At 67.2% G+C, this 21009-nt stretch carries 20 protein-coding genes; 11 read left to right on the forward strand and 9 right to left on the reverse strand.

Translation table 11 applies throughout. The features are described 5' to 3' along the window. Window positions 1-9: 9 nt before the first annotated feature. The gene (gene xerD, locus FIV34_RS16800; RefSeq protein WP_139984671.1) at window positions 10-927 is read right to left on the reverse strand and encodes a site-specific tyrosine recombinase XerD; all 918 of its coding nucleotides are present in this window, start codon (window positions 925-927) and stop codon (window positions 10-12) included. A gap of 66 nt (window positions 928-993) precedes the next feature. On the opposite strand from xerD, the gene FIV34_RS16805 reads away from it, so the two are divergent. Further along, window positions 994-1485: an RDD family protein gene (locus tag FIV34_RS16805; protein ID WP_139984672.1), complete on the forward strand. Its 492-nt coding sequence runs from the start codon at window positions 994-996 to the stop codon at window positions 1483-1485. On the opposite strand, the gene FIV34_RS16810 is transcribed toward FIV34_RS16805, so the two are convergent. Next, a complete protein-coding gene (locus FIV34_RS16810; RefSeq protein WP_139984673.1) occupies window positions 1475-3472 on the reverse strand; it encodes a hypothetical protein in 1998 nt (665 codons plus the stop codon). The genes FIV34_RS16805 and FIV34_RS16810 overlap by 11 nt on opposite strands. Before the next feature lie 73 nt (window positions 3473-3545). Further along, on the reverse strand, window positions 3546-4553 hold the full coding sequence (locus FIV34_RS16815) for a hypothetical protein (RefSeq protein ID WP_139984674.1): 1008 nt from the start codon (window positions 4551-4553) through the stop codon (window positions 3546-3548). Window positions 4554-4742: 189 nt separating this feature from the next. Here FIV34_RS16815 and fusA point away from each other — a divergent pair, with 189 nt between their 5' ends. Then, entirely contained in the window at window positions 4743-6782 is a 2040-nt protein-coding gene (gene fusA, locus FIV34_RS16820) for an elongation factor G (protein ID WP_139984675.1), read from the forward strand. A gap of 65 nt (window positions 6783-6847) precedes the next feature. Here fusA and FIV34_RS16825 read toward each other — a convergent pair whose 3' ends face one another. Next, the gene (locus FIV34_RS16825; RefSeq protein WP_139984676.1) at window positions 6848-7333 is read right to left on the reverse strand and encodes an SET domain-containing protein; all 486 of its coding nucleotides are present in this window, start codon (window positions 7331-7333) and stop codon (window positions 6848-6850) included. Window positions 7334-7487: 154 nt separating this feature from the next. On the opposite strand from FIV34_RS16825, the gene FIV34_RS16830 reads away from it, so the two are divergent. The 3 genes from FIV34_RS16830 to FIV34_RS16840 all read left to right on the forward strand — a co-directional run bounded on the left by FIV34_RS16830 (window position 7488) and on the right by FIV34_RS16840 (window position 10361). Next, a complete protein-coding gene (locus FIV34_RS16830; RefSeq protein ID WP_139984677.1) occupies window positions 7488-7979 on the forward strand; it encodes a hypothetical protein in 492 nt (163 codons plus the stop codon). Window positions 7980-8012: 33 nt separating this feature from the next. Further along, on the forward strand, window positions 8013-9791 hold the full coding sequence (locus FIV34_RS16835) for an acyl-CoA dehydrogenase C-terminal domain-containing protein (protein ID WP_139984678.1): 1779 nt from the start codon (window positions 8013-8015) through the stop codon (window positions 9789-9791). Between the two features lie 93 nt (window positions 9792-9884). Further along, the gene (locus tag FIV34_RS16840; protein ID WP_139984679.1) at window positions 9885-10361 is read left to right on the forward strand and encodes a GNAT family N-acetyltransferase; all 477 of its coding nucleotides are present in this window, start codon (window positions 9885-9887) and stop codon (window positions 10359-10361) included. A 57-nt stretch (window positions 10362-10418) separates the two neighbouring features. Here the strand turns inward: FIV34_RS16840 and FIV34_RS16845 are convergent, their stop codons facing one another. Continuing rightward, window positions 10419-11180, reverse strand: coding sequence for a SapC family protein (locus FIV34_RS16845; protein ID WP_139984680.1), 762 nt, complete (start codon window positions 11178-11180; stop codon window positions 10419-10421). Window positions 11181-11451: 271 nt separating this feature from the next. On the opposite strand from FIV34_RS16845, the gene FIV34_RS16850 reads away from it, so the two are divergent. Both FIV34_RS16850 and dxs read left to right on the forward strand, forming a co-directional pair. Continuing rightward, window positions 11452-12054 (forward strand): HNH endonuclease, encoded by a 603-nt coding sequence (locus FIV34_RS16850; RefSeq protein ID WP_139984681.1) that lies wholly within the window; start codon window positions 11452-11454, stop codon window positions 12052-12054. 77 nt (window positions 12055-12131) lie between these two features. Further along, window positions 12132-14027: a 1-deoxy-D-xylulose-5-phosphate synthase gene (dxs, locus tag FIV34_RS16855; RefSeq protein ID WP_139984682.1), complete on the forward strand. Its 1896-nt coding sequence runs from the start codon at window positions 12132-12134 to the stop codon at window positions 14025-14027. Here dxs and prmC read toward each other — a convergent pair. After that, a complete protein-coding gene (prmC, locus tag FIV34_RS16860) occupies window positions 14014-14835 on the reverse strand; it encodes a peptide chain release factor N(5)-glutamine methyltransferase (RefSeq protein WP_139984683.1) in 822 nt (273 codons plus the stop codon). The genes dxs and prmC overlap by 14 nt on opposite strands. A 39-nt stretch (window positions 14836-14874) precedes the next feature. Here prmC and FIV34_RS16865 point away from each other — a divergent pair, with 39 nt between their 5' ends. Both FIV34_RS16865 and FIV34_RS16870 read left to right on the forward strand, forming a co-directional pair. Continuing rightward, a complete protein-coding gene (locus tag FIV34_RS16865; protein WP_139984684.1) occupies window positions 14875-15729 on the forward strand; it encodes an alpha/beta hydrolase in 855 nt (284 codons plus the stop codon). A gap of 41 nt (window positions 15730-15770) precedes the next feature. Beyond that, window positions 15771-16622 (forward strand): alpha/beta hydrolase, encoded by an 852-nt coding sequence (locus tag FIV34_RS16870; RefSeq protein ID WP_139984685.1) that lies wholly within the window; start codon window positions 15771-15773, stop codon window positions 16620-16622. Here the strand turns inward: FIV34_RS16870 and FIV34_RS16875 are convergent. Continuing rightward, window positions 16616-17497 (reverse strand): phytanoyl-CoA dioxygenase family protein, encoded by an 882-nt coding sequence (locus tag FIV34_RS16875; RefSeq protein ID WP_139984686.1) that lies wholly within the window; start codon window positions 17495-17497, stop codon window positions 16616-16618. The genes FIV34_RS16870 and FIV34_RS16875 overlap by 7 nt on opposite strands. Before the next feature lie 118 nt (window positions 17498-17615). On the opposite strand from FIV34_RS16875, the gene FIV34_RS16880 reads away from it, so the two are divergent. Then, the gene (locus tag FIV34_RS16880) at window positions 17616-18731 is read left to right on the forward strand and encodes a Gfo/Idh/MocA family protein (protein ID WP_139984687.1); all 1116 of its coding nucleotides are present in this window, start codon (window positions 17616-17618) and stop codon (window positions 18729-18731) included. Here FIV34_RS16880 and FIV34_RS16885 read toward each other — a convergent pair. After that, window positions 18728-19720 (reverse strand): LacI family DNA-binding transcriptional regulator, encoded by a 993-nt coding sequence (locus tag FIV34_RS16885; RefSeq protein ID WP_139984688.1) that lies wholly within the window; start codon window positions 19718-19720, stop codon window positions 18728-18730. The genes FIV34_RS16880 and FIV34_RS16885 overlap by 4 nt on opposite strands. Before the next feature lie 35 nt (window positions 19721-19755). Further along, complete coding sequence (locus tag FIV34_RS16890) at window positions 19756-20166, reverse strand: hypothetical protein (protein ID WP_139984689.1); 411 nt, start codon at window positions 20164-20166, stop codon at window positions 19756-19758. 250 nt (window positions 20167-20416) lie between these two features. Between FIV34_RS16890 and FIV34_RS16895 the strand changes: the two genes are divergently transcribed. Beyond that, window positions 20417-20833 carry a DUF4879 domain-containing protein gene (locus FIV34_RS16895; protein ID WP_139984690.1) on the forward strand — a complete coding sequence of 139 codons (417 nt, stop codon included), beginning with the start codon at window positions 20417-20419 and terminating at the stop codon, window positions 20831-20833. Window positions 20834-21009: the final 176 nt, after the last annotated feature.

A 21009-nucleotide genomic window follows, 5' to 3' on the forward strand; every position in this document is an offset into this window, starting at 1 on the left:
CACGAGAGGTTATCCGCGGGGATGATGCTGGGCGTGAAGGCGCTTCAGGCCTTCCTTCGCCACCAGCGTGTAGATCTGGGTGGTGCTGAGGGCACTGTGGCCGAGCAGCATCTGCAGGGCGCGGAGATCGGCGCCATGGTTGAGAAGATGCGTAGCGAAGGAGTGTCGCAGCACATGCGGCGACACCCGCTTGCCCGGGATACCCACCTGCAGCGCGTAGCCCTTCACCAGGGTCCAGAACTGCTGCCGCGACATGGCACTGCCGCGGCGGGAAAGGAACAGCGCGGGCGGCTGGCCGTGGCCCTGCGCCAGCCCGGGGCGCGCCTCGGCCAGGTAGCGTTCCACGTGGACGAGGGCTTCCTCGCCCACCGGCACCAGGCGATCCTTCCCGCCCTTGCCCGTGACGCGCAGCACGCCCTGCCGGGTGTTCAGGCCGGACAGCGGCAGGTCCACCAGTTCCGATACGCGCAAGCCGGAGGAGTACATCAATTCCAGCATCGCGCGGTCGCGCAGGCCGAGGGGCGTGCCGGTGTCGGGCGCGACGATCAGCGCCTCGATCTCACGTTCCGCCAGCGCCTTGGGCAGGCCGCGCGGCATCTTCGGCCGCTGCATCAACAGGGTCGGGTCTTCTCGCGCGCCGTCGTCCCGCGCCAGCTGCGCATAGAACCGGCGAAACGCCGACTGCCGCCGCGCCATGCTGCGCACCGACACCGGCTGGCTGCCGTGGTAGGCGGAGAGGTCTTCGCGCGTGGCCGTGGCCAGCGCGTGCCCGCGCGTCTCCAGCCAGCGCGACAGCTGCGCGAGGTCGCGCCGGTACGCTTCCAGCGTGCGGTCGGCCAGGCCGTCCTCCGACCAGATGCGCTCGATGAAGCGTTCGATCAGGCGGGCGTCGGCGGTGGAAAGTTCGGGAGACGTCGTTTCAGCCATGCGCCGATGGTCGCACGACGCCTTCGCGAAACCCATAATGGCGAAAGCCCCTCACAGCGAGTCCGCATGACTACGATGCCCCTGCCCGCCCCTGCCTGGCGCCGCTTCGCGGCGATCGTGTACGACGTGCTCGCGGTAGTCGCGATCGTGATGGTGGTGGGCCTGCTTGCGCAGATCGCGACGAAGGGCGGCGTGGCGGACGCCACCGGGCACATCGTCGCGTGGTGGTACCAGCCGTTGCAGGGGCTCGTCGTCGGCGCCTACTTCCTGCTGTCGTGGATGCGCGGCGGGCAGACGCTGGGCATGCGGCCGTGGCGTATTCGCGTGGTGTCGCGCGATGGCGCGCCGGTGGATATCCGGCGTAGCTTCATACGCCTGCTGGTCGCGTCGGTACCGGTGTTCCTGCTGCTGCTCTACAGCGTGGTGCCCCTGGGCGTGGTGCTGTGGCTTCCGGTCGCTGGCTGGGCGGTGATCCTGTTGCCCTCGCTGTTTGACGCCCGCCGACGCGGCCTGCACGACATGGCGGCCGGCACCGAGATCCGGCCGCTTACCGCTTGAACTGATCGCTCGCCGGTACCCACGAGCCGTTGGCCTGTGGCGCGGCCGGCACGTTGATCTTGATGGTGGGCTCGCAGCCGGCAGGCAGCGGGCCGCCCGCCACGCGCGCCGTGGCGCAGAACGCGGTGTTGTCGATCGGCTGCGCCACCGTGGCGACCGTCGATGCATTCGCCGGCGGCAGGTTTTCCGCCAGCGGCTTCGAGGCGAGCGTCTGGTTTTTCACCAGCTTGTCGGGCTCGGACGGCTTGGGCGGCGGATCGCCACCGCAGCCAAGCGTCAGCAGGGAAATCGCCTGTTTCATGGCGCCGCCGGAAACGCCGGGGCCGGCCGTGCAGTTGATGCGCACGCCACGCGGCAGCGGGATGGTGAAGTGGGTGGTGGTCGCTTCCACGCCATGGCGCAGCGCGGTGTCGACCGAGCTCTCGCCTTTCGGTGTCCAGGCGCCGTCGAAGCGCGTGGCCTTGTAATCGATGTGCACGCGCGCGCCGTTCTGCGGCGTGACGTTGCCGCGCGGCTTGAGTTCGACGTACGCACCGACCTGGCCGGTCTTGTCGCCCTGCCCGCCTTCCACACCGTCCGAGCGCTGCGACGTGCCGTTCGCACCGGTGACGCGCTCACCTTCGTCCGTGCCCTTCGCGGCGCCCGGCTTCCCGGTGTCCGCGGCGGCGCCTGGCGTGTTCGTTCCGGCGCTGGCGGCGGTGGCTTCGCCAGCGGCGGACGGTGCGCCTGGTGCGCCCTGCGTCGGCGCCGCGCTGCTGTCGTTCGTCGCCTTGCCCTGTTCGTTCTGCGCCTGCGCCGTGGCTTCACCGGCGGCGATATCGCCGGGTGCCTGGCCGGGCGGCGCGGGAGTCGTGTCTTCGCCGGCCACGGGACGCTGCAGTTCGCCCGCGGTGACGGCCGGCGCCTGTACGGCGGGCCGCGCGATGTCGGCGACCGGCGCGGAAAGGCTCGGCTTTGCCGTGGCGTCAGGCAACGGCACGGCCTCGAGTTCCGCCTCCGCTTCGACCGCCGGCGCGCGGACGGTTTCGACGGCGACCTTGGGCGGCACGGGGCGCGGCACGTCGTTGGTCACCTGCGGCGCGGGAGGCGCCGTCGGCTCCTGGGCGATGGCAGGCAGCGGCGTGTCCTGCGGCGTCGGCGGCGCGGAGGATTCCTGCACGTCCGGGCGCGGCACGGTGGCCAGCGTCATCGCCGTGGTCGGTACCGGCGTCGTCCGCTCGGCCGTGATCTGCGGCGGCGTGGGCGTCCCGGCCATCTGCGAGGAGGGCGTGGGTGGCAGGGATAGGGAGGCCGGCGGCGGCATCGGCGCCGTGCCTTCCACCTGCGCCTTGCGCACGGGCTCGGGCTGGAAGCGCGGCGGCACCACCTCGGGCTTCGGCGTTTCCACGGCGAGGTCCGGCGGTGCCGGCGTCGGCACGGGCACCGGCTCGAGGTCGGGCTGTTTCGGCGGCGCGGTCGGCTGCACCACGGGCTTCTCAGCGACGGCCTGGATGCTCGGCGGCGGCGCCGTGAGTTTCACGTCGGGCTTGACCTGCGGCGGCGGCGCGGCAGGTACGGCGATCGCGGGAAGCGCCTTGTTCGCCGAGGCAACGGCCGCCGCGTGCGAGCCGCGCGAGGCCCGGCTGGCCACGGCCTTGCTGCTGGCCCGCTTTGCCTTGGCCACGGGCGCCTTCGACGGCGTCCCGCGCACCGGCGGTACCGGCGCGGGGGGTTTGTCGATCAGGCGCACCTGCAGGGCATCCGGGTTGTCCGGCTCGGGAGGCGGCGGCAGCATGTCGTACGCCGGGCCAAGGATCATGCCCAGCAGGAACATCACGTGGATGAGGATCGTGCCGACCCAACCGGCGATCCGCAGGGCGCTTTCGCGCGGCTTCTGGCGCAGCTGCCGACGATAGACGAGCGCACGCATCGCCGCCTCGCGCGGCGAGACGGGCAGCGACGATTCGGCGATCGGTGGATCGCTGTCCGGTGGCAGGTGGGAAGGCATCAGGCGCTAGTGTCCATGCTGCGCGTGCGCCGCACAATCGCGGCGGCGATGCCCATCGCACGCGCCGGTGCCGCTAGTGCCCGGTGCGCCGTTCCTGCTCGGCCTTTTCCAGCTCGATGGCCTTCAGCGGCACGTCGCTCGCACAGCCCTGGGGCAGCGGCTTGTCGGCACGGAAGGCCGCGATGCACTCGGCCTCGCTCGGCGGCTTCACCACATCAGGCCCGTCCGCGAGCGGATGCGACGGTGCCATGTTCAGTCGCCCATCCGCGGATTTCGGCGGCGGCTTGGAGGGATCCTGGCCACGGCAACCCACCGGCAGGATGAACAGCACGGTGGCGCAGTTGATGCGCTGGCCGCCGATGTTCACTTCCTTCTTCAGCATGGTGTTTTCCAGCACCTTGCGCATGCCGGCATTGGCGATGTTCTCGTCGCGCGGCGCCCAGTCCTTTTCGAACCGGGTTTCCTTGTAGGTGACGGGGCCCTTGTGGACCATGACGCCGGCGTCGTCGGTGGGCTTATGCGAGACGAAGTCGGCCTGGGTCGTGGCGCCGGTGGACGGCGCCGGCTTGCCCGCGTTGATGCTCCCGTCCTTCCCATACAGCTGGAGCGCCGGGGCCGGCGGCGCGGGCGCCTCGTTTTCGGCAGGCGGCTCGTCCTTGGGCAGCTCTTTCTTCGGCCGGGGCGGCTCCGGTCGCGTCGCCTCGGGCGAGCGGACCTTCGGCGGCGGCTCGCTCACCGGCGGCGGGGGCGGCACGTTGGCCTGGGGCGGTGGGGGTGGCGTCGGCTCGATGAAGCGCACCTCCATGATCTCCGCCTTGTCGTCGACCGGGGCATAGCCCAGGTACGGCCGCGGCTGCATCTCGTAGCTCACCAGCATGATGATGAGCAGGTGCAGCACCAGGGTGCCGACGATGGCGAGGGTGGTGAGGACGCGGTCGCGCGGCGCCTTGCGCTGGCCGATGGCACGCAGGGCCGTGAAGGTGGCCGGATCGATCGGCTGCAACCCATGGCGCGCCGTCGCCTCCGGCGGGAGCCGGTGCGATTCGACGTAGGGCGGTGGCGCCTTGCCTGGGTATTGCACGCGAGCGGGGGTTCCCTAAGGGGCCGTTGAGGGGAAAGCCACACAGCTTAGCGCGGACGGCTGACCGCACCTTAAGCCTGTGCCTACAGACACCGACCCCGGCAGAAGATTCCCACCCCCTTGATTCCCGGACCCAATCGGAGAAGGCTGGGGGGACAGGGGACCGCCATCCTTACGGAGGGTCGCATCGTGTCGCCATCCACGGAACACATCCGCAGCCTGTCACTCGCCGGCCACGCCGGAGCCGGCAAGACCACCTTGTTCGAAGCCATGCTCCACGCCGGCGGCGCGCTCAATAGCATGGGCAGCGTGGAACGAGGCAGTACCGTTTCAGACAACGACCCGATGGAACGCGCGCGGGGGCATTCGATCGATGCCTCCATCGCCTCCATCGAACGCAACGGGTTTCGAATACACCTGGTTGATACCCCGGGATACGCCGACTTTCGCGGCCCCGCCCTGGCGGCGCTCGCCGCCACCGATACCGTCGCCATCGTGGTGAACGCCGCCAACGGCATCGAGCACGGCACCCGCAGCATGATGGCGCACGCGAAGGAACGCGGCCTCGCCCGCCTGATCATCGTCAACCGCATCGACGCGGAAGGCGTGGACCTGCCGGCCCTGGTCGACGATATCCGCGCCGAGTTCGGTAACGAATGCCTGCCGGTGAACCTGCCCGCGGCGCACGGCCATGCCGTGCGTGGCACGTATTTCCAGGACAACGGCGATACGGACTTTTCGTCTACCGGCGAAGCACACCAGCAGCTCATCGACCAGGTGGTGGAAATCGACGACGCGGTGATGGAGCACTACCTCGACGGTGGCGAAGGTTCGCTCAGCGCCGAGGAACTGCATGCCGCCCTGGAGCACTGCCTGCGCGACGGGCACCTCGTTCCCATCGTGTTTACCAGCGCACGTGACGGCGTGGGCGTCAGCGAACTGCTCGAGCTCATCGAGCGAATCCTGCCCTGCCCCAACGAGATCAATCCGCCGCCGTTCCACGACGACAAGGGCATCCACTTCGACGTCAACGCCGATGCCGGCAAGCACGTGGTCGCGGATGTGTTCAAGATCGTCAACGATCCCTTCGTCGGCAAGCTGGGCGTGTTCCGCGTCTGGCAGGGCACCGTGCGCAAGGATTCGCAGCTGCTGGTGGACGACGGGCGCAAGCCGTTCAAGGTGGCGCACCTGTTCCGCCTGAAGGGCAAGGAGCACGTGGAGATCGACGAGGCCTTGCCCGGTGACATCGTCGCGGTCGCCAAGGTCGACGACATCCACTTCGATGCGGTGCTGCACGATGCCGCCGGCGAATCGGGCATCCACCTGCAGCCGTGTCCGTTCCCGTCGCCGATGTTCGGGCTGGCTGTCGAGCCCGCGCACAAGGGCCATGAGCAGAAGCTCGCGCAAGCCCTTGGCCGGCTGGCCGAGGAAGACCCGTGCTTCATCGTGGAACACCACGCCGAAGTGAACCAGACGGTGATCCGCGGCCTTTCCGACCTGCACCTGAAGCTGATGCTGGAACGGATGAAGACGCGCTACGACGTGGACGTGATCACCCACCCGCCGCGCATCGCTTATCGCGAAACCATCGGCGGCAAATCCGAGGGCCATCACCGGCACAAGAAACAGACCGGCGGCGCCGGGCAGTTCGGCGAGGTGTTCCTGCGGGTGGAACCGCTGGACCGTGGCGCCGGCTTCATCTTCTCCGACGACACCAAGGGTGGGGTAATCCCCAACCAGTTCATGCCGGCGATCGAGAAAGGCATCCGCCAGGCGATGGACGCGGGCGCGGTGGCGGGCTATCCCATGCAGGACGTGCGCGTCAGCGTGTACGACGGCAAGCACCATCCGGTGGATTCAAAGGAAGTGGCGTTCATCAGCGCGGGGCGGAAGGCCTTCCTCGACGCCGTCTCCCGGGCCCGGCCGATCGTGCTGGAGCCGGTGGTGGACCTGGAGGTGTCGATCCCCGACCCGTCGGTGGGCGATGTGACCGGCGGCCTCGCCTCGCGGCGCGCGCAGATCATGGGGACGGATTCGCTAAGGGGTGGCGAGACCCTGATCAAGGCCCGCGTCCCGCTGGCGGAACTGGCGGATTTCCCGACCCAGCTGAAAGCCCTCACCGGCGGCCAGGGACGTTACGCGATGGAGTTCAGCCACTACGACAGCGTGTCACCCGCCGTGCAGAAACGCCTCGTCGAGCAGTGGAAACCCAAGGCCGACGACGACTGACCTTTAGGAGCGCACCCTGTGCGCGACGCCGTTCGCGACGCCGCCACAGGGCCCCCGCCAGACGCTCAAGCCGCCTTCGTCTTCACCTTCGGCTTAAGCATCGTCCCCGTGCACTTCGGCGAACCGCAGCGGCAGGCCCAGATCTTCTTCAGGCGTGCGGTGTGCGGCATGTCCAGCGTGATGCCGTAGTCGTAGGTGAGCTCTTCACCCGGGGCGATATCGCGAATGGCCTCGATCATCACCTTGTCTTTCTTCGAATCCTTGCCCGGCTCGTCTTCCACGATGACGGCCTGGCAGTTCGGGTCGCAGCCGTAGTTGATCCAGCGCGCGGTGTTGCCGTGGCTGTTGCCGTCGACGATCCAGGTGTCATTGAGCGTGAACAGGAAGGTGTGGCCGGTTTCGCCACCGTCGCCGTAACGCTTGTCGGCCTGGGCGTGGGTGATCCGGTCGCCCTTGTATTCGACGACGTCTTCACCCGCCTTGATGGGTGCCACGGCGAAAACGCCGTTGCCATGGATGGGGGAGCGGCGCGCAACAATGCGTCGGGTCATGGATAAATAGTCGTCATGGAAGGCAAACCCGGATGATGCCTTGTCGGCCCCCGCTTGGGAACCGCGTTTCAAACGCCGTCTCGCGCAGGTAGCCTGCCGGGCGCTACCATCGAACGCCTGTTTGACGCCTGATCATGCCCAGGGAATGACCTTGATGCGACGCATTCTGTTCGTCCGCGTGGCCGCGCTCGTCGGCCTTGCCCTCCTCGCCGGCTGTGGCCCTGCGAAGAAAAGCGTGTTTCCGCCCACGATCACCTTCCAGGAGGTCACCGCCAAGCCGGGTGGCACGTGGCACGTGACCCTGCGCGTACGCAATAACAGCTACGGCGGTATGTCGTTCGACCGCTTCCAGGGCACCTTGCAGGTGGGCCAGCTGCCTGGCGTGCTGCTCGATGCGAACATCGCCCAGGACATCCCCGCGTTCGCCGCGGACGTGACCCAGGTGGACCTCCTGCCGACACCGGAGATGTCCAGGGCGCTCGCCGAACTGGCCGCCAAGGGCAGCTCGGGCGGCCTCGCCTACGACATCCGCGGGCAGATCACCGCCACCCCGGAAAAAGAAACCAAGCCCAGCACCTACCCGGTGCATGGCAAAAGCTGGCTGTCGCCGGTGCCCGGCATCCCCGACACCTACCGCTCGCCCTGACCCCATCCCCAGCCGCATTCGCCAGGATCCACGATGACCATCTACAAAGCCCCGCTCAACGACATGCGCTTCGCGCTTTACGACGTGCTCGGCGCCGAAGCCGTGCTCGGCCGCCTCGAAGGCGGCGAAGCGCACAGCCGCGACCTGCTCGACGCCGTGCTGGACGAAGCCGCGCGTTTCAACGAACAGGTGCTCGCGCCGCTGAACGCATCGGGCGACGCCGAGGGCTGCCATTACGACAAGGCCACGGCCGCCGTGACCACGCCGAAGGGCTTCAAGGAGGCCTATCACCAGTACGCCGAAGGCGGCTGGGCCGGTCTCACCGCGCACGAGAAGTTCGGCGGCCAGGCGCTGCCCGCCGTGCTTGGCGCGCTGGTCAAGGAAATGATCGACTCGGCCAACCTTGCCTGGGGCATTTACCCGCTGCTCTCGCACGGCGCCACGGACGCGCTGGAACACCACGGAACCGAGTGGCAGCAGGACACCTTCCTGAAGCCGCTGGTGGAAGGCCGCTGGACCGGCACCATGTGCCTGACCGAGCCGCAGGCGGGTTCCGACCTTGGCCTGCTGAAGACCCGCGCCGAACCGAATGAGGACGGCAGCTACCGGATCAACGGCACCAAGATCTTCATCAGCGCCGGCGAACACGACTTCGCCGAGAACATCGTGCATCTCGTCCTGGCACGCCTTCCGGATGCGCCCGCCGGCAGCCGCGGCATCTCGATGCTGGTGGTGCCGAAGTTCAAGGTGAATGCCGACGGCTCGCTGGGCGAGCGCAACGGCGCCGCCGCGGGTGCCATCGAACACAAGATGGGCATCAAGGGCTCGGCCACCTGCGTGATGAATTTCGACGACGCGCAGGGCTGGCTGGTGGGCCCCGCGCACAAGGGCCTGGTGGCGATGTTCACCATGATGAACGCGGCACGCCTGGCCGTGGGCATCCAGGGCCTGGCCGTCTCCGAACGCGCCCTGCAGAACAGCCTGAATTACGCCCGCGAGCGCCTGCAGATGCGCGCCCTTTCGGGTGCCAAGTTGCCGGAAAAGCCTGCTGATCCGCTCACCGTGCACCCGGACGTGCGCCGCATGCTGCTCACCCAGCGCGCCTTCGTCGAAGGTGGCCGCGTGCTCGCCGCCTACGCCGCCCTGCAGAGCGATATCGAGGCACGCGACACGGACCCGCAGGCGCGCAAGCAGGCCGGCGAGCTGCTCTCGTTCCTTATCCCCATCGCCAAGGGCCTGCTCACCGAGGCGGCGCAGGAATGCACCAAGGAAGCGCTGCAGATCTTCGGTGGCCACGGCTTTATCGCCGAGCACGGCATGGAGCAGTTCGTCCGCGATGCCCGCATCATCACCCTGTACGAAGGCACCACGCAGATCCAGGCACTGGACCTGCTGGGCCGCAAGATCATGCAGCTGCAGGGCGCGGGCCTGAAACATTTCCTCGGCGAGGTCGCGGCGTTCTGCCAGGCCAACGCGGGCAACGAGGCAGTGAAGGCGTTCGTCGGCCCGCTGGCGGCCGCGACCAAGGCATGGGGCGAACTGACCCAGGCCATCGCCGCGAAGGCCCAGGCCAACCCCGAGGAGCTGGGTGCGGCCGCCGTGGATTACCTCTACTACTCCGGCTACATCACCCTGGCGTATTTCCTGGCCCGCAGCGTCCTGGCCGCGGAAAGCTCGCAGCTGCTGTCGGCCGATGGCAAGCAGGCCAAGCGTGACACCGCCACGTTCTACTTCGCCCGCATCCTGCCGCGCATCCACCTGCACAAGGCGGCGATCGACGCCGGCGTCGAGACCCTGCCCGAGCTGCTGTGATCGACAGCGAGGGCCGGGACTTTTCCCGGCCCTCGTTCAGGTGTAGAACTGGCCAGACCCGGACTCTCTACGCCAACGACGGTTCCTGACACGATGAGCGACGCACCGTTCCTGATTCGCCTCGCCGAGAGCGACGACGACGACTTCATCCTCGGCCTGGTCCACCGGTTCATCCATTTCCCGCTGCCCAACGGGCGAACCAAGACCGACTGTCTTAAGGGCATCGAGACGGACCTGGTGAAGCACCTCGACGAACAGCCGTCCAACAGCTACATCTTCGTGGCCGAGAACGACGACGGCGAGGCGGTGGGTTTCATCCACCTGCAGAAGACCAAGGATTTCTTCACCCACCGCGACAACTGCCATATCTCGGACATCGCGGTACACGAGGACTACGAAGGCTCCGGCGCGGGCAAGGCCATGCTCGACCACGCCTATCACTGGGCGAAGGAGCACCGCTGCCAGTTCGTCACCCTGGCCGTGTTCCCGGGCAACGAGCACGCCCGCGACCTGTACACGCGCCACGGCTTCGATACGGACCTGGTGCGCATGGCCCGGCCGGTTCGCTAGGCAAAAAAAAAGGCCGCCCATCCAGGCGGCCTTTTCATGAAGCGGTGGCGCTCAGGATCAGACGGCGGCCTTGGCCACGTCTTCCTTCGTCTCGCGGCCGTCCAGGCGGGCAGCCATGCGGTCGATGTTCGCCAGCGACACCAGGTGCGCGTAGATCCAGCCGAAGGCGCCTTCGCGCAGGAACTCACCGGCCACCTTCTCGTCGAGCTTGCGCAGCTTCTCTTCGTTGATCACGAACAGGCCGTTGAGATTGATGCCGCGGCCTTCCTTCTGCAGCGTGATGGTGCGCGGCTCGAGCAGGTCGTGCTCGCGCAGCTTGCCCATGAACCACTGCGTGCGGGCCACGTGGTCCTGGAACTCGCCGAGGAAGTTCACGGCGTTGGTCAGGGCCGGCGCGTCGGTGCCGTCTTCATTGAAGAGGCGCTCGCCCTCGGTCTCGTTGAAGCCTTCGTAGGCCTCGTCGAGGAACACGGTGAAATCGTCGCCCTCGGCGCCGGCCGGCTTTTCAGCCAGCACGAACGGGTAGCGGCGGACGAACGCCGGGATGTACAGGCCCTGCTCCCAGAAGCCGTTCTCGCCGACCAGCAGGTTTTCACCCTGGCGCAGGCCGAGAAGTGCCATCGGGCCCGCTTCCTCGATGCTGTTGCCAGCAAACAGGATGGGGAAGTCACGCGCGGCCGGGGCGAATTCCACGCCGGTGAGCGGCACGGAGTGCGCCTTGGCGGCGAACTGGATGTTATTGACGGCCTTCAGGCGAAGGTCGCGATGGGTCGTACGGTTCAGCGCGACCGGACGCTCGTAGAAAAGCACTTCTGCCACTTTCATTCCCTCTAGGACCCGCCAGGCCTGGGAAGCCACCCCGGCCCCCCTTCCAAACCCTGCGGGCTTTCAATCGAACCCCCACTATATCAGCGGCGAGTGACAGGAAAAGCCCCCGCAAGAAGCGTACCGGACAGTGCTTTTCTGTCGCATTTATGGGCTATGCTCGGGTCAACGCCCCCTGTGGGGCGGGGCCGGCATCACTGGCCCGCACGGAGTTCGGCTTGCTGGAACGCTCTTTCGCGTACGTGAAGGACGAGACTAGATGACGATGGAAGTGCTCCAAGAGGACCTGCCGAGGGTGGCCGCGCTGCATGCGACGCGGGTGCTCTCGCTGGACGCCTCCGGCCGTATCCTCGACTGGATCAGCTGGCAGGACGCGGTTTGCCTCTATGTCCGCGGGGTCGTGGCCTGGACCCTCGGCGACCCCTGCGTCACCGTCCGCGGCGGCACCAGCCGGGCGTCCGGCCTGCGCAGCAGCATGCAGTTGCACCCCATCGTGGCCAGTACCGGCCATTGCCGCGAACACGCCATCGACCCGGCCCCGGCCCTGACCAACACCGCCCTGTTCGCCCGCGACCGGCACATCTGCCTGTATTGCGGCCACCAGTACACCCGCCACGAGCTCACCCGCGACCACGTGGTGCCGCTCTCCAAGCGCGGCGCGGATGAGTGGGAGAACGTCGTAAGTGCCTGTCTGGCCTGTAACCTCCGGAAGAGCAACCGCACCCCGCAGCAGGCCCACATGCCCCTGCTGGCCGTGCCCTACCGGCCCAGCTGGGTGGAGCACCTGATCCTCTCCAACCGCAACATCCTGGCCGACCAGATGGAATTCCTGGTGAGCCACCTGCCGCGGGACCGCCGTCCCGCCTGAACGCCGCCCGGGTTTTGCCCGCAAGGTTTCACACCCGATCCCTTGCCGTGCCCTCGCCTTGGGCGAACAATAGGCGGATGAACGACCTTTCCCATTACCCCTATCTGGCGCAGATCGAGTCGCCGGAGGACCTTCGCCGTTTCCCCGCGGACGAACTGCCGGCCATCGCCGATGAACTGCGCCGCTACCTGATCGAGGCCGTCGCCTCGTCCGGCGGGCATTTCAGCTCGGGCCTGGGTGTACTTGAGCTCACCGTGGCCCTGCACCACGTGTTCGAAACCCCGAAGGACCGCCTGGTCTGGGACGTGGGCCACCAGTGCTATCCGCACAAGATTCTCACCGGCCGCCGCGACCGCATCACCACGATCAAGAAGAAGGACGGCCTGGCCCCCTTCCCGCGTCGTGACGAGAGCGAATACGACACCTTCGGCGTCGGTCACTCGTCCACCTCGATCTCGGCCGCGATGGGCATGGCGATTGCCCTGCAGCGCCGTGGCGACAACCGCAAGGTCGTCGCCGTGATCGGCGATGGCGCCTTCACCGCCGGCATGGCCTTCGAGGCCATGAACCATGGCGGCGACGTCGAGCCGAACATGCTGGTGATCCTCAACGACAACGGCATGTCGATCAGCGAAAACGTCGGCGCCATGACCAAGATGGCCGCGCGCGCGATGTCCAGCCGCACGCTCAACGCGTGGCGCGAGCGGGCCAAGAAGGCCATGCCGCGTGAATCCTTCTTCGGCCGCTTCTTCAAGCGCTGGGAAGAGCACGCCAAGGGCATGTTCGTGCCGTCCACGCTGTTCGAAGAGCTGGGCTTCCACTACACCGGCCCCATCGACGGCCATAACCTGCCGCAGCTGGTCCAGGCGCTGGAAATGGTCAAGGACCTGCCCGGCCCGCAGCTGCTCCACGTGATGACGACCAAGGGCAAGGGCTACGAACCTGCCGAAAAATCACAGATCGATTACCACGCCGTCGGCCCGTTCGATCCGGTGGCCGGCCTGGTGAAGAAGGGTGCGCCGGCCAAGCCGACCTACACCGACATCTTCAGCGACTGGCTCTGCGACCAGGCCGCCGCCGACGAGCGCCTGCTCGGCATCACGCCGGCCATGCGCGAAGGCTCGGGCCTCGTGCGTTTCTCGCGTGAATACCCGCAGCGTTACTTCGACGTGGCGATCGCCGAGCAGCATGCGGTGACGCTGGCGGCCGGCATGGCCGTGGAAGGCGCCAAGCCCGTCGTCGCCATCTACTCCACGTTCCTGCAGCGCGCCTACGACCAGGCCATCCACGACGTGGCCCTGCAGAACCTCGACGTCACCTACGCCATCGACCGCGCCGGCGTCGTCGGCCCGGACGGTGCAACGCATTGCGGCAGCTTCGACATGTCGTTCCTGCGCATCCTGCCGAACATGGTGGTGATGGCGCCGGCGGATGAGAACGAATGCCGGATGATGCTGAGCACCGGCTATGCGTACAACGGCCCGGCCGCGATTCGCTATCCGCGTGGCACGGGTCCGGGCGCAAAGATCGCGGAAGGCCTGGAAACGCTGCCGATCGGCAAGGGCGAAGTGCGTCGTCGTGGCCACCACGGCCTGGCGATCCTTTCCTTCGGCACCATGCTCGCGCCCGCCGCAGTCATCGCCGCCGAAGTGGACGCCACGCTGGTGAACATGCGCTTCGTCAAACCGCTGGATGAAGAACTCATCCTCGAGATGGCGCGCACGCACGAAGCCTTCGTCACCATCGAAGACAACGCGGTGGCCGGTGGTGCCGGTGCCGGTGTCGCCGAGTTCCTGGCCGCGAAGGGCATCACGATTCCGATCTTCCACCTCGGCCTGCCCGATGCCTACCTGGAACACGGTAGCCGCGAGGAAGTGCTGACGATGGCCGGGCTGGACCTGCCGCAGATCCGTACAGCGATTCGCGGGCGCTTCCCGCAGTTCGTGGCGACGCCGGTGGCTAGCGCGGGCTAAGCCGCGCGCCCGTGACACGGTCGCGCTCTTCGAGGTCGACCGTCGTCACCGGATCGCTCCACACCGAGGTGTCGAACAGCGCGCGCGACGGCGCGCCCTGGTTCCAGCCGTGCTCGAAGAGCAGCCAGCCGCCCTCGGTGAGATGAGCGGGCGCCGCATCGATGATGCGGCGGATGTCATCAAGCCCGTCCACGCCGGACGCCAGCGCACTTCGTGGTTCGAAGCGAAGATCGCCCTGCCCGAGGTGCTCGTCGCTTTCCTCGATATACGGCGGATTGCTGACGATCACGTCGTAGCGCTCGCCGCTGACGGGCGTGAACCAGTCGCCGTGGTGAAACGTGACAGGCAGGCCCAGCGTGCGGGCGTTGCGTTGCGCCACCCTGAGCGCGGCTTCGCTGGCATCCACCGCGTGCACCGTCGCATCCGGGCGCTCCTTGGCGATGGCCAGGGCGATGGCGCCACTACCGGTGCCGAGATCGAGCAGGCGGCCGCCTTCCGGCAGGTGGGCCAGTGCCAGTTCCACCAGCAGTTCCGTTTCCGGACGCGGGATGAGCGTGGCGGGTGTCACTTCGAGCGGCAGCGACCAGAAGTCGCGGCGACCGGTGATGTAGGCCACCGGTTCGCCTTTCGCGCGACGGCCGACGAGTTCCTGGAAACGCAGTGCATCGCCCGCCGGCAGCACGTCTTCCGCATGGGCAAAAAACCATGCGCGGTTGACGCCCAGGGCGTGCGCCAGCAGCAGTTCCGCCTCAAGCCGGTCGCCCAGGGCGTGGCCGGCGGTGCGCAGGATCGTGCGAATATCGGTCATGCACGCATTCTAGCGGCTGGCCCTGCCTACAATGCGCCGATGCGCGTTCTCCTCATCGTGGTCGCCCTCTTCTGCCTGACGGCGTGCCGGGCTACCTTCTTCGCAAGCATCAATGCTTCGCAGTCTGGCGAGGGCGTCGTGACGCATCCCGATCTGGTCTATGACCCCGCGCACCAGCTGGCGCTGGACGTATACGCGCCACCGCATGCCGCGCATGCCCCGGTGGTCGTCTACTTCTTCGGCGGTGACTGGCAGGAGGGCAAGCGCCAGTGGGATCGCTGGATGGGCGAAGCGCTCGCACGGCAGGGCGTGGTGGCCGTGGTGCCGGACTACCGGCTCTGGCCTGCTGTCGCCATGGCGGGTTTCCTTACCGACGCCGCCAACGTCGTCCGCTGGGTGCATGAGCATGCGGGCGAGTTCGGCGGCTCGCCCGACAACATCTTCCTGATGGGCCATTCCTCCGGCGGGCACGTGGCCGCCATGCTCGCCACCGACAGCCAGTGGCTGGGCAAGGTGGGCATGCAGCCGCGGGCGCTGTCCGGATGGATCGGCGTCGCCGGTGCCTACGACTTCCTGCCCATCGACGACGACCCGGACTACGTTGGCATGTTCGGCACGACCCCGGAGGAACAGGCGGCCTCGCAGCCGGTGAACTTCGTGGCAAGCGGCGCGCCGCCTGCGCTGCTCCTGCAGGGCGAGGAAGACACCGAGGTGTATCCGTCCGAGGCCCTGTCGATGGCAGCGCGCTACGAGGATGCGGGTGAGCCGGCCGAGCTGCGCCTTTACCCGGGCGTTGGCCATGAAGGCATCCTGCTGGCCTTTGGCCCCATGAAACACCGCGCCAGCGTCCTCGCCGACACCGTGGACTTCATCCGTCGGCATCCCGCCCACTAGGCGATGCATCCATTTTCACGCCCGGCACGTAACTGTGGGGCATGACCCGACTCTTCCTCGCCGCGCTCCTCGCCCTGCTGCTCTCCGGTTGCCAGGCGCCCCTCTTCGCCGTCGTCAACGCCCGCCAGTCCTCTGACGGCGTCGTCGCGCACCATGACATTCCCTTCCACGGCGGGCTTTCGCTCGACGTGTATGCACCGAAGGACGCCAGGAACGCACCGGTGGTGGTGTTCCTCTATGGCGGAAGCTGGAAGAGCGGCAAGCGACAGTGGTATCGCTGGGTGGGCGAGGCGCTGGCGGCTCGCGGCATCGTGACCGTGGTGCCGGATTACCGCACCTGGCCGCGCGCGAAACTCGATGGCTTCATGGAGGACACCTCGCAGGCCGTGGCCTGGGCGCACCGCCACGCCGGTGAATACGGCGGTAACACCTCGCGCCTGTTCGTGATGGGCCATTCCGCCGGCGCGCACCTGGCGCTGCTGCTGGCGACCGACGGACGCTGGCTGCAACAGCTGGGCATGACGCCGCGAGAGCTGTCGGGCGTGATCGGCCTGGCCGGCCCGTACGATTTCCTGCCACTGACCAACGACAGCTTCATCGACATGTTCGGGCATACGCCGCAGGAACAGGCGCGATCGCAGCCGGTGAACTTCGTCGATGGCGACGAACCGCCTGCGTTGCTGTTGCAGGGCGAGACGGATACGACGGTGAAGCCGCAGAACGCGTTGTCACTGGCAAAGCGCTACGAGGCGCAGGGCGAGCCCGTCGTCGTGAAGCTGTATCCGGACACCGGGCACATGCGCATCCTGTTTGCCCTGGGTCCGTCGAAGGACAAGGTGCCCGTGCTCGACGACATCGTCCGCTTCGTCGAAGCGACGCCGAGGCGTCAGTAACGCTTGCGTCCTTCGGCATTGCCGCCACGCGCGGCATCCAGCACTTCCGGGTACGGATAGTTGAGGCCGAGCAGCTGGCGGATATCGGGGCTTGCCTGTTTTACGAAGGCCTCCGGTAGCGCGGCCGGCAGGTCTTCCATCGGCTTGATGAACTTCGGCAGGTACTGGGTGATGATCGCCGAGCGGTCGATGCTGCTCCGGTTGGGCATGGCGCAATGCCAGACGGCACCAAAGAACACGACGGTGTCGCCGGGTTCGCCGAGCATGCGTTCACAGCGGTCGAAGGAGCCGTCTTTCTCGTCGGGGTAGCGCAGTTCGCGCTGGCTGCCGGGGACATACGCCGTCGCGCCGGTGTCCTCGGTGAACGGATCGAGCATGATCGTCACCTGCCCGTTCAACGGGAAGCTGGCGTTGATCCGCGTCGGATGCGTTTCCGGCGAATGGAAATCCCAGTACGGGTAATCGATGTGCGGCTCCTGCCCCGGGCCACCCGGGAGGATCCGGTTCGCCGCGATCGAGCCCATGATGAACTCCGAGCCAAGGAACACCCGCATCACCTGCATGATCGTCGGGTGCGCGGCCATGCGCGAGAAAATGTCGCCCTTGGCGAGCAGGTTCCACACGCGGCGCTGCAGGTTGATCCGCCCTGCCCGCTCGGCATCGCCCTGGAAATGGGTGACCTTGGCCCCGCGGTCGTCCCCGTTGGATTCGCGCATGACGATGTCGCGCGCCTCGGCAATTTCCGCCTCGGAGAACAACCCGCGCAGGGTCACCGCACCGACGCCTTCGAGCAGCTCGCGCACGATGGCGTCGGTGTCGAGGGTAGCTTCGGTGAACACGGGCGGTACGACGGCGGGCTGGCGAACGGCGTTCATGGCGGAGGCTCCGGGCGTTGTCAGGGCTTACGCTATGCCGTTTTGCAAGCGCTTGCAAATTGCACTGCAACATCGCCAGTATCGGGACGGCGGCCCCACACCACACGGGATATCCAGGATGAAAGAGCTTCGTATCGGCCTGATTGGCGCCGGTTACATGGGCAAGGCACACACCATTGCCCTGCAGTCGGTAGGCGCCATCTTTGAGACCGGCCTGCGCCCGCGCTGCGAGATGATCGCCACCTCCACGGCGGCGGGCGCGGCGGACCATGCGGCGCGCTGGGGCTGGCATCGGTCAACCGGGGACTGGCGCACGCTGGTCGATAACCCTGGCATCGATGCGGTCATCATTGCCACCCCGCCACGCACGCACCTGGACATGGTGCTCGCCTGCGTCTCGGCGAAAAAGCCGGTGCTCTGCGAGAAGCCGCTGGGATGCGATGCCGCGGAATCGCTGCGGATGGTGGAGGCGATGGAGGGCGCCGGCCTCGCCAACATGGTCGGCTTCAACTACATCCGCACGCCCGCCAGCCAGCTGGCAAAGCAGATCATCGCGTCGGGCGAGATCGGCGAGGTCATCCAGGTGACCGTCGAGCATGTGGAGGATTACCTGCACGACCCGGCCCTTCCCGCGTCCTGGCGTACGCGCGTGAGCACGGGCACCGCCGCGGGTGCGCTGGCGGATGTCGCCCCGCACATCATCAACGCCTGCCTGCGTCTGGTTGGGCCCATCGCCAGCCTCGTGGCGGATACGCAGGTCATCCATACCACGCGCCCGGGGCCGCACGGCCCGGAGGCCATCGAGAACGACGACCAGGGCCAGATGCTGCTGCGCTTCGCCAACGGCGCCAGCGGCAGCCTCAGCTTCAGCCGCGTCGCGGCGGGGCGGAAGATGGGCTACACCTATCGCATCACCGGCACGCGTGGCGCGCTGTACTTCGATCAGGAGGACCAGAATGCGCTGTGGCTATACGACGCCGCGCGCGACCCCTCGCGACGGGGGTTCCAGAAAATCCTGATGGGGCCGGCGCACCCGGACTACCTCGCGTTTAGCCAGGGCGTCGGCCACGGCACCGGCTACAACGACCAGATCGTGATCGAGCTACGCGATTTCCTGCGCGGGGTGGAAACCGGCGACGCCGTGTGGCCGACCTTCCGCGATGGCTATGAGGTGGACAAGGTGGTGGAAGCCGCCCTCGCCTCCGCGCGCGACAGGCGCTGGGTCGACCTCTAGCGGAGGCTGTTGCGGATGATGAGTTCGCAGGGGAAGAGCTTGCTGCGCGGGACGGCATCCGCGTTGTCCACCCACGCGGCGATGCGTTCGATCGCGTGCAGGATCATCGCCCGGATCGGCTGGCGCACCGTGGTCAGCGAGTAGGCGGACCACGCCGCCAGCGGCATGTCGTCGAAGCCCACGATGCTGATCTGGCCAGGCACGTCGATATCGCGTTCGCGGCAGGCATCCATCGCGCCCATGGCGAGCACATCGTCGCCGCAGAACACGCCATCCACCGTGGCATCGTCGTCCAGCAGCGCCAGCATGGCGTCACGGCCGTGGTCGTGCGTGTAGTTGCCGGCGAACACCGTGCGCCTCAGCGCTTTTCCCGCCGCCTCGGCGAAGCCATTGGCGCGGTCGATGGATGACGCATCGTGCGACGAGCCACCGAGGAACACGAGCTTTTTCAGACCGCGCTTGCGCATCGCTTCACCGACCAGCCGGCCCCCAGCGACGTTATCCACCGTCGCCACCGGTACCGGTGAGCCACGCCCTGCCCTCCCGAACACATGAATCACCGGCATGCCTGCGGCGCGGCACGACGCGGCGAAGCCCGCAGGCGGTGCGGAGGTGGCGATCAGCACGGCATCCACGCTGTACTGGCGCATCATGTCCAGCGCCTGGCTCCCGTCCTCATCCTCGCCCAGGTTCGCCAGCAGGGGCCGCAACCCACGCGCCTGCAGCTCCCGGGTGAACAGGTCGAACACCTCCATGAAGGTGGGGTTCGCAAAGTGATTGGAGACCAGGCCGATCAGCGCCGTGCGCCCGGTCATCAGGCTGCGGGCCAGCTGGTTCGGCCGGTATCCCAGAGATTCCGCCGCCGCCAGCACGCGCGCCTTCGTCTTCGCCGAGACACTCGCGCCCGCGGTAAACGTGCGCGACACGGCGGAGATCGAAACTCCGGCAAGTTCGGCAACATCACGGGCGGTGGTCGTGCGGGTATGCATGGGTTTAGCGTAACCCATGACCGGGGCCGTGGCCGCTAGACCTCCGCAGACAGCCGGATGGACTGGGCTTCCAGGGTAGCCAGGCGGTCGATCAGGCCGGCGTACCAGCTGGCGAGGCCGCTCTTCGTGTCCAGGTGGAACTCCATCGTGCCCTGGAGGCCGGCGCGCAGGTTGAACGGGGTATCCATCTGAACGTGGGGTCCCGCGTCCGATAGCGTCACAGGGACCTGATTGAGGAGAGCGTCGCCTTCATCCCGGCTCAGTACGCCCAGCCGCTCTTGCTCGACGACGTACTCGCTCAGCTGACGCGGGGTGATGTGTGAGAAGTCGATGCGCTTATCAAGCGCAAATGGCTCGGCGTCACGAGCGGGCGCCGTGGCGGTTTGCGCTCGCGTTGACGGCACGAGTTGCGAGGCGGGCACGGCTGAGTTGATGGAAACCTGCATGTTTGGACCTCCTGGCCTTGGCGCAGCCATCAGACCACGCACCCTTTGCGACAGACGCCCTTGGGACAGGTGCCGAGACAAACGCTGACGTGAATTGGCGTACGCCGCCTACAGGTCAGTCATCCGTCTTCGCCATTCCTAGTCAACGAGGCAGCGGCCTACGCGTAAACGAGGGTGCCATCTACTCGGTAATCCAAGTGCGGCACACGACCATGGTTTCCGGCAATAAGGCCGACAAAGGGACACGATCATGAAACGAATGTGCTTCGCCTTTCTCGCAGTAGCCTCGACGCTTCCGTCATATGCGAGCTCTCTAACAGGCGCCTATGTCTTCCGCGTCCAATCCGCAGCCGGGGGAAACGAGTACGTTGAAGGAAAAAGCACGACCGTAAACGACCACGGCGGCGCGTGGATGCAGATCACTACCGACGACATCGGCTACGGCAAAGCCGCCCAGGCGAAATTACTCAGCAATGCGCTTCGTGAGATCAAGACGGAACCGTTGTGCAAGAACGGAAACGCCGTTGGGCCATGCCGTCGTGGCGAAACCATCATTGGCTATCGCCGCACGTGGGACGCAAATGGCCACCAGGGTGGCAACTTCGAGTATGCGGTCTATCCAGCCACTAGCGGAAAAGAGCAGCGCGTGACATTCCAGGTGCGCTGATCGCGGCTGCTTTTGCGACATGTAACGAGGCGTGTGGACTCGGGGGCGGGCAGGCCCTTGGGGCCGACATAAGCGGAGGGCCGCGTGGCGCGGCGATTCTCGCGACGAGGAAGCTACGGCCCGGTCCGAAGGTCCGCGTCTGGCGGCCCCAAGGGCCTGCCCGCCCCCGACCGCGA

It is taken from the genome of Luteibacter pinisoli (assembly GCF_006385595.1).
Taxonomy (GTDB): Bacteria; Pseudomonadota; Gammaproteobacteria; order Xanthomonadales; family Rhodanobacteraceae; genus Luteibacter; species Luteibacter pinisoli.

What these genes read in the sequence shown, in the direction of transcription:
- xerD (WP_139984671.1), bottom strand. Translation starts at nt 927, where the DNA reads ATGGCTGAAACGACGTCTCCCGAACTTTCCACCGCCGACGCCCGCCTG.
- FIV34_RS16805 (WP_139984672.1), top strand. Translation starts at nt 994, where the DNA reads ATGACTACGATGCCCCTGCCCGCCCCTGCCTGGCGCCGCTTCGCGGCG.
- FIV34_RS16810 (WP_139984673.1), bottom strand. Translation starts at nt 3,472, where the DNA reads ATGCCTTCCCACCTGCCACCGGACAGCGATCCACCGATCGCCGAATCG.
- FIV34_RS16825 (WP_139984676.1), bottom strand. Translation starts at nt 7,333, where the DNA reads ATGACCCGACGCATTGTTGCGCGCCGCTCCCCCATCCATGGCAACGGC.
- FIV34_RS16830 (WP_139984677.1), top strand. Translation starts at nt 7,488, where the DNA reads ATGCGACGCATTCTGTTCGTCCGCGTGGCCGCGCTCGTCGGCCTTGCC.
- FIV34_RS16835 (WP_139984678.1), top strand. Translation starts at nt 8,013, where the DNA reads ATGACCATCTACAAAGCCCCGCTCAACGACATGCGCTTCGCGCTTTAC.
- FIV34_RS16840 (WP_139984679.1), top strand. Translation starts at nt 9,885, where the DNA reads ATGAGCGACGCACCGTTCCTGATTCGCCTCGCCGAGAGCGACGACGAC.
- FIV34_RS16850 (WP_139984681.1), top strand. Translation starts at nt 11,452, where the DNA reads ATGGAAGTGCTCCAAGAGGACCTGCCGAGGGTGGCCGCGCTGCATGCG.
- dxs (WP_139984682.1), top strand. Translation starts at nt 12,132, where the DNA reads ATGAACGACCTTTCCCATTACCCCTATCTGGCGCAGATCGAGTCGCCG.
- prmC (WP_139984683.1), bottom strand. Translation starts at nt 14,835, where the DNA reads ATGACCGATATTCGCACGATCCTGCGCACCGCCGGCCACGCCCTGGGC.
- FIV34_RS16865 (WP_139984684.1), top strand. Translation starts at nt 14,875, where the DNA reads ATGCGCGTTCTCCTCATCGTGGTCGCCCTCTTCTGCCTGACGGCGTGC.
- FIV34_RS16870 (WP_139984685.1), top strand. Translation starts at nt 15,771, where the DNA reads ATGACCCGACTCTTCCTCGCCGCGCTCCTCGCCCTGCTGCTCTCCGGT.
- FIV34_RS16875 (WP_139984686.1), bottom strand. Translation starts at nt 17,497, where the DNA reads ATGAACGCCGTTCGCCAGCCCGCCGTCGTACCGCCCGTGTTCACCGAA.
- FIV34_RS16880 (WP_139984687.1), top strand. Translation starts at nt 17,616, where the DNA reads ATGAAAGAGCTTCGTATCGGCCTGATTGGCGCCGGTTACATGGGCAAG.
- FIV34_RS16885 (WP_139984688.1), bottom strand. Translation starts at nt 19,720, where the DNA reads ATGCATACCCGCACGACCACCGCCCGTGATGTTGCCGAACTTGCCGGA.
- FIV34_RS16890 (WP_139984689.1), bottom strand. Translation starts at nt 20,166, where the DNA reads ATGCAGGTTTCCATCAACTCAGCCGTGCCCGCCTCGCAACTCGTGCCG.
- FIV34_RS16895 (WP_139984690.1), top strand. Translation starts at nt 20,417, where the DNA reads ATGAAACGAATGTGCTTCGCCTTTCTCGCAGTAGCCTCGACGCTTCCG.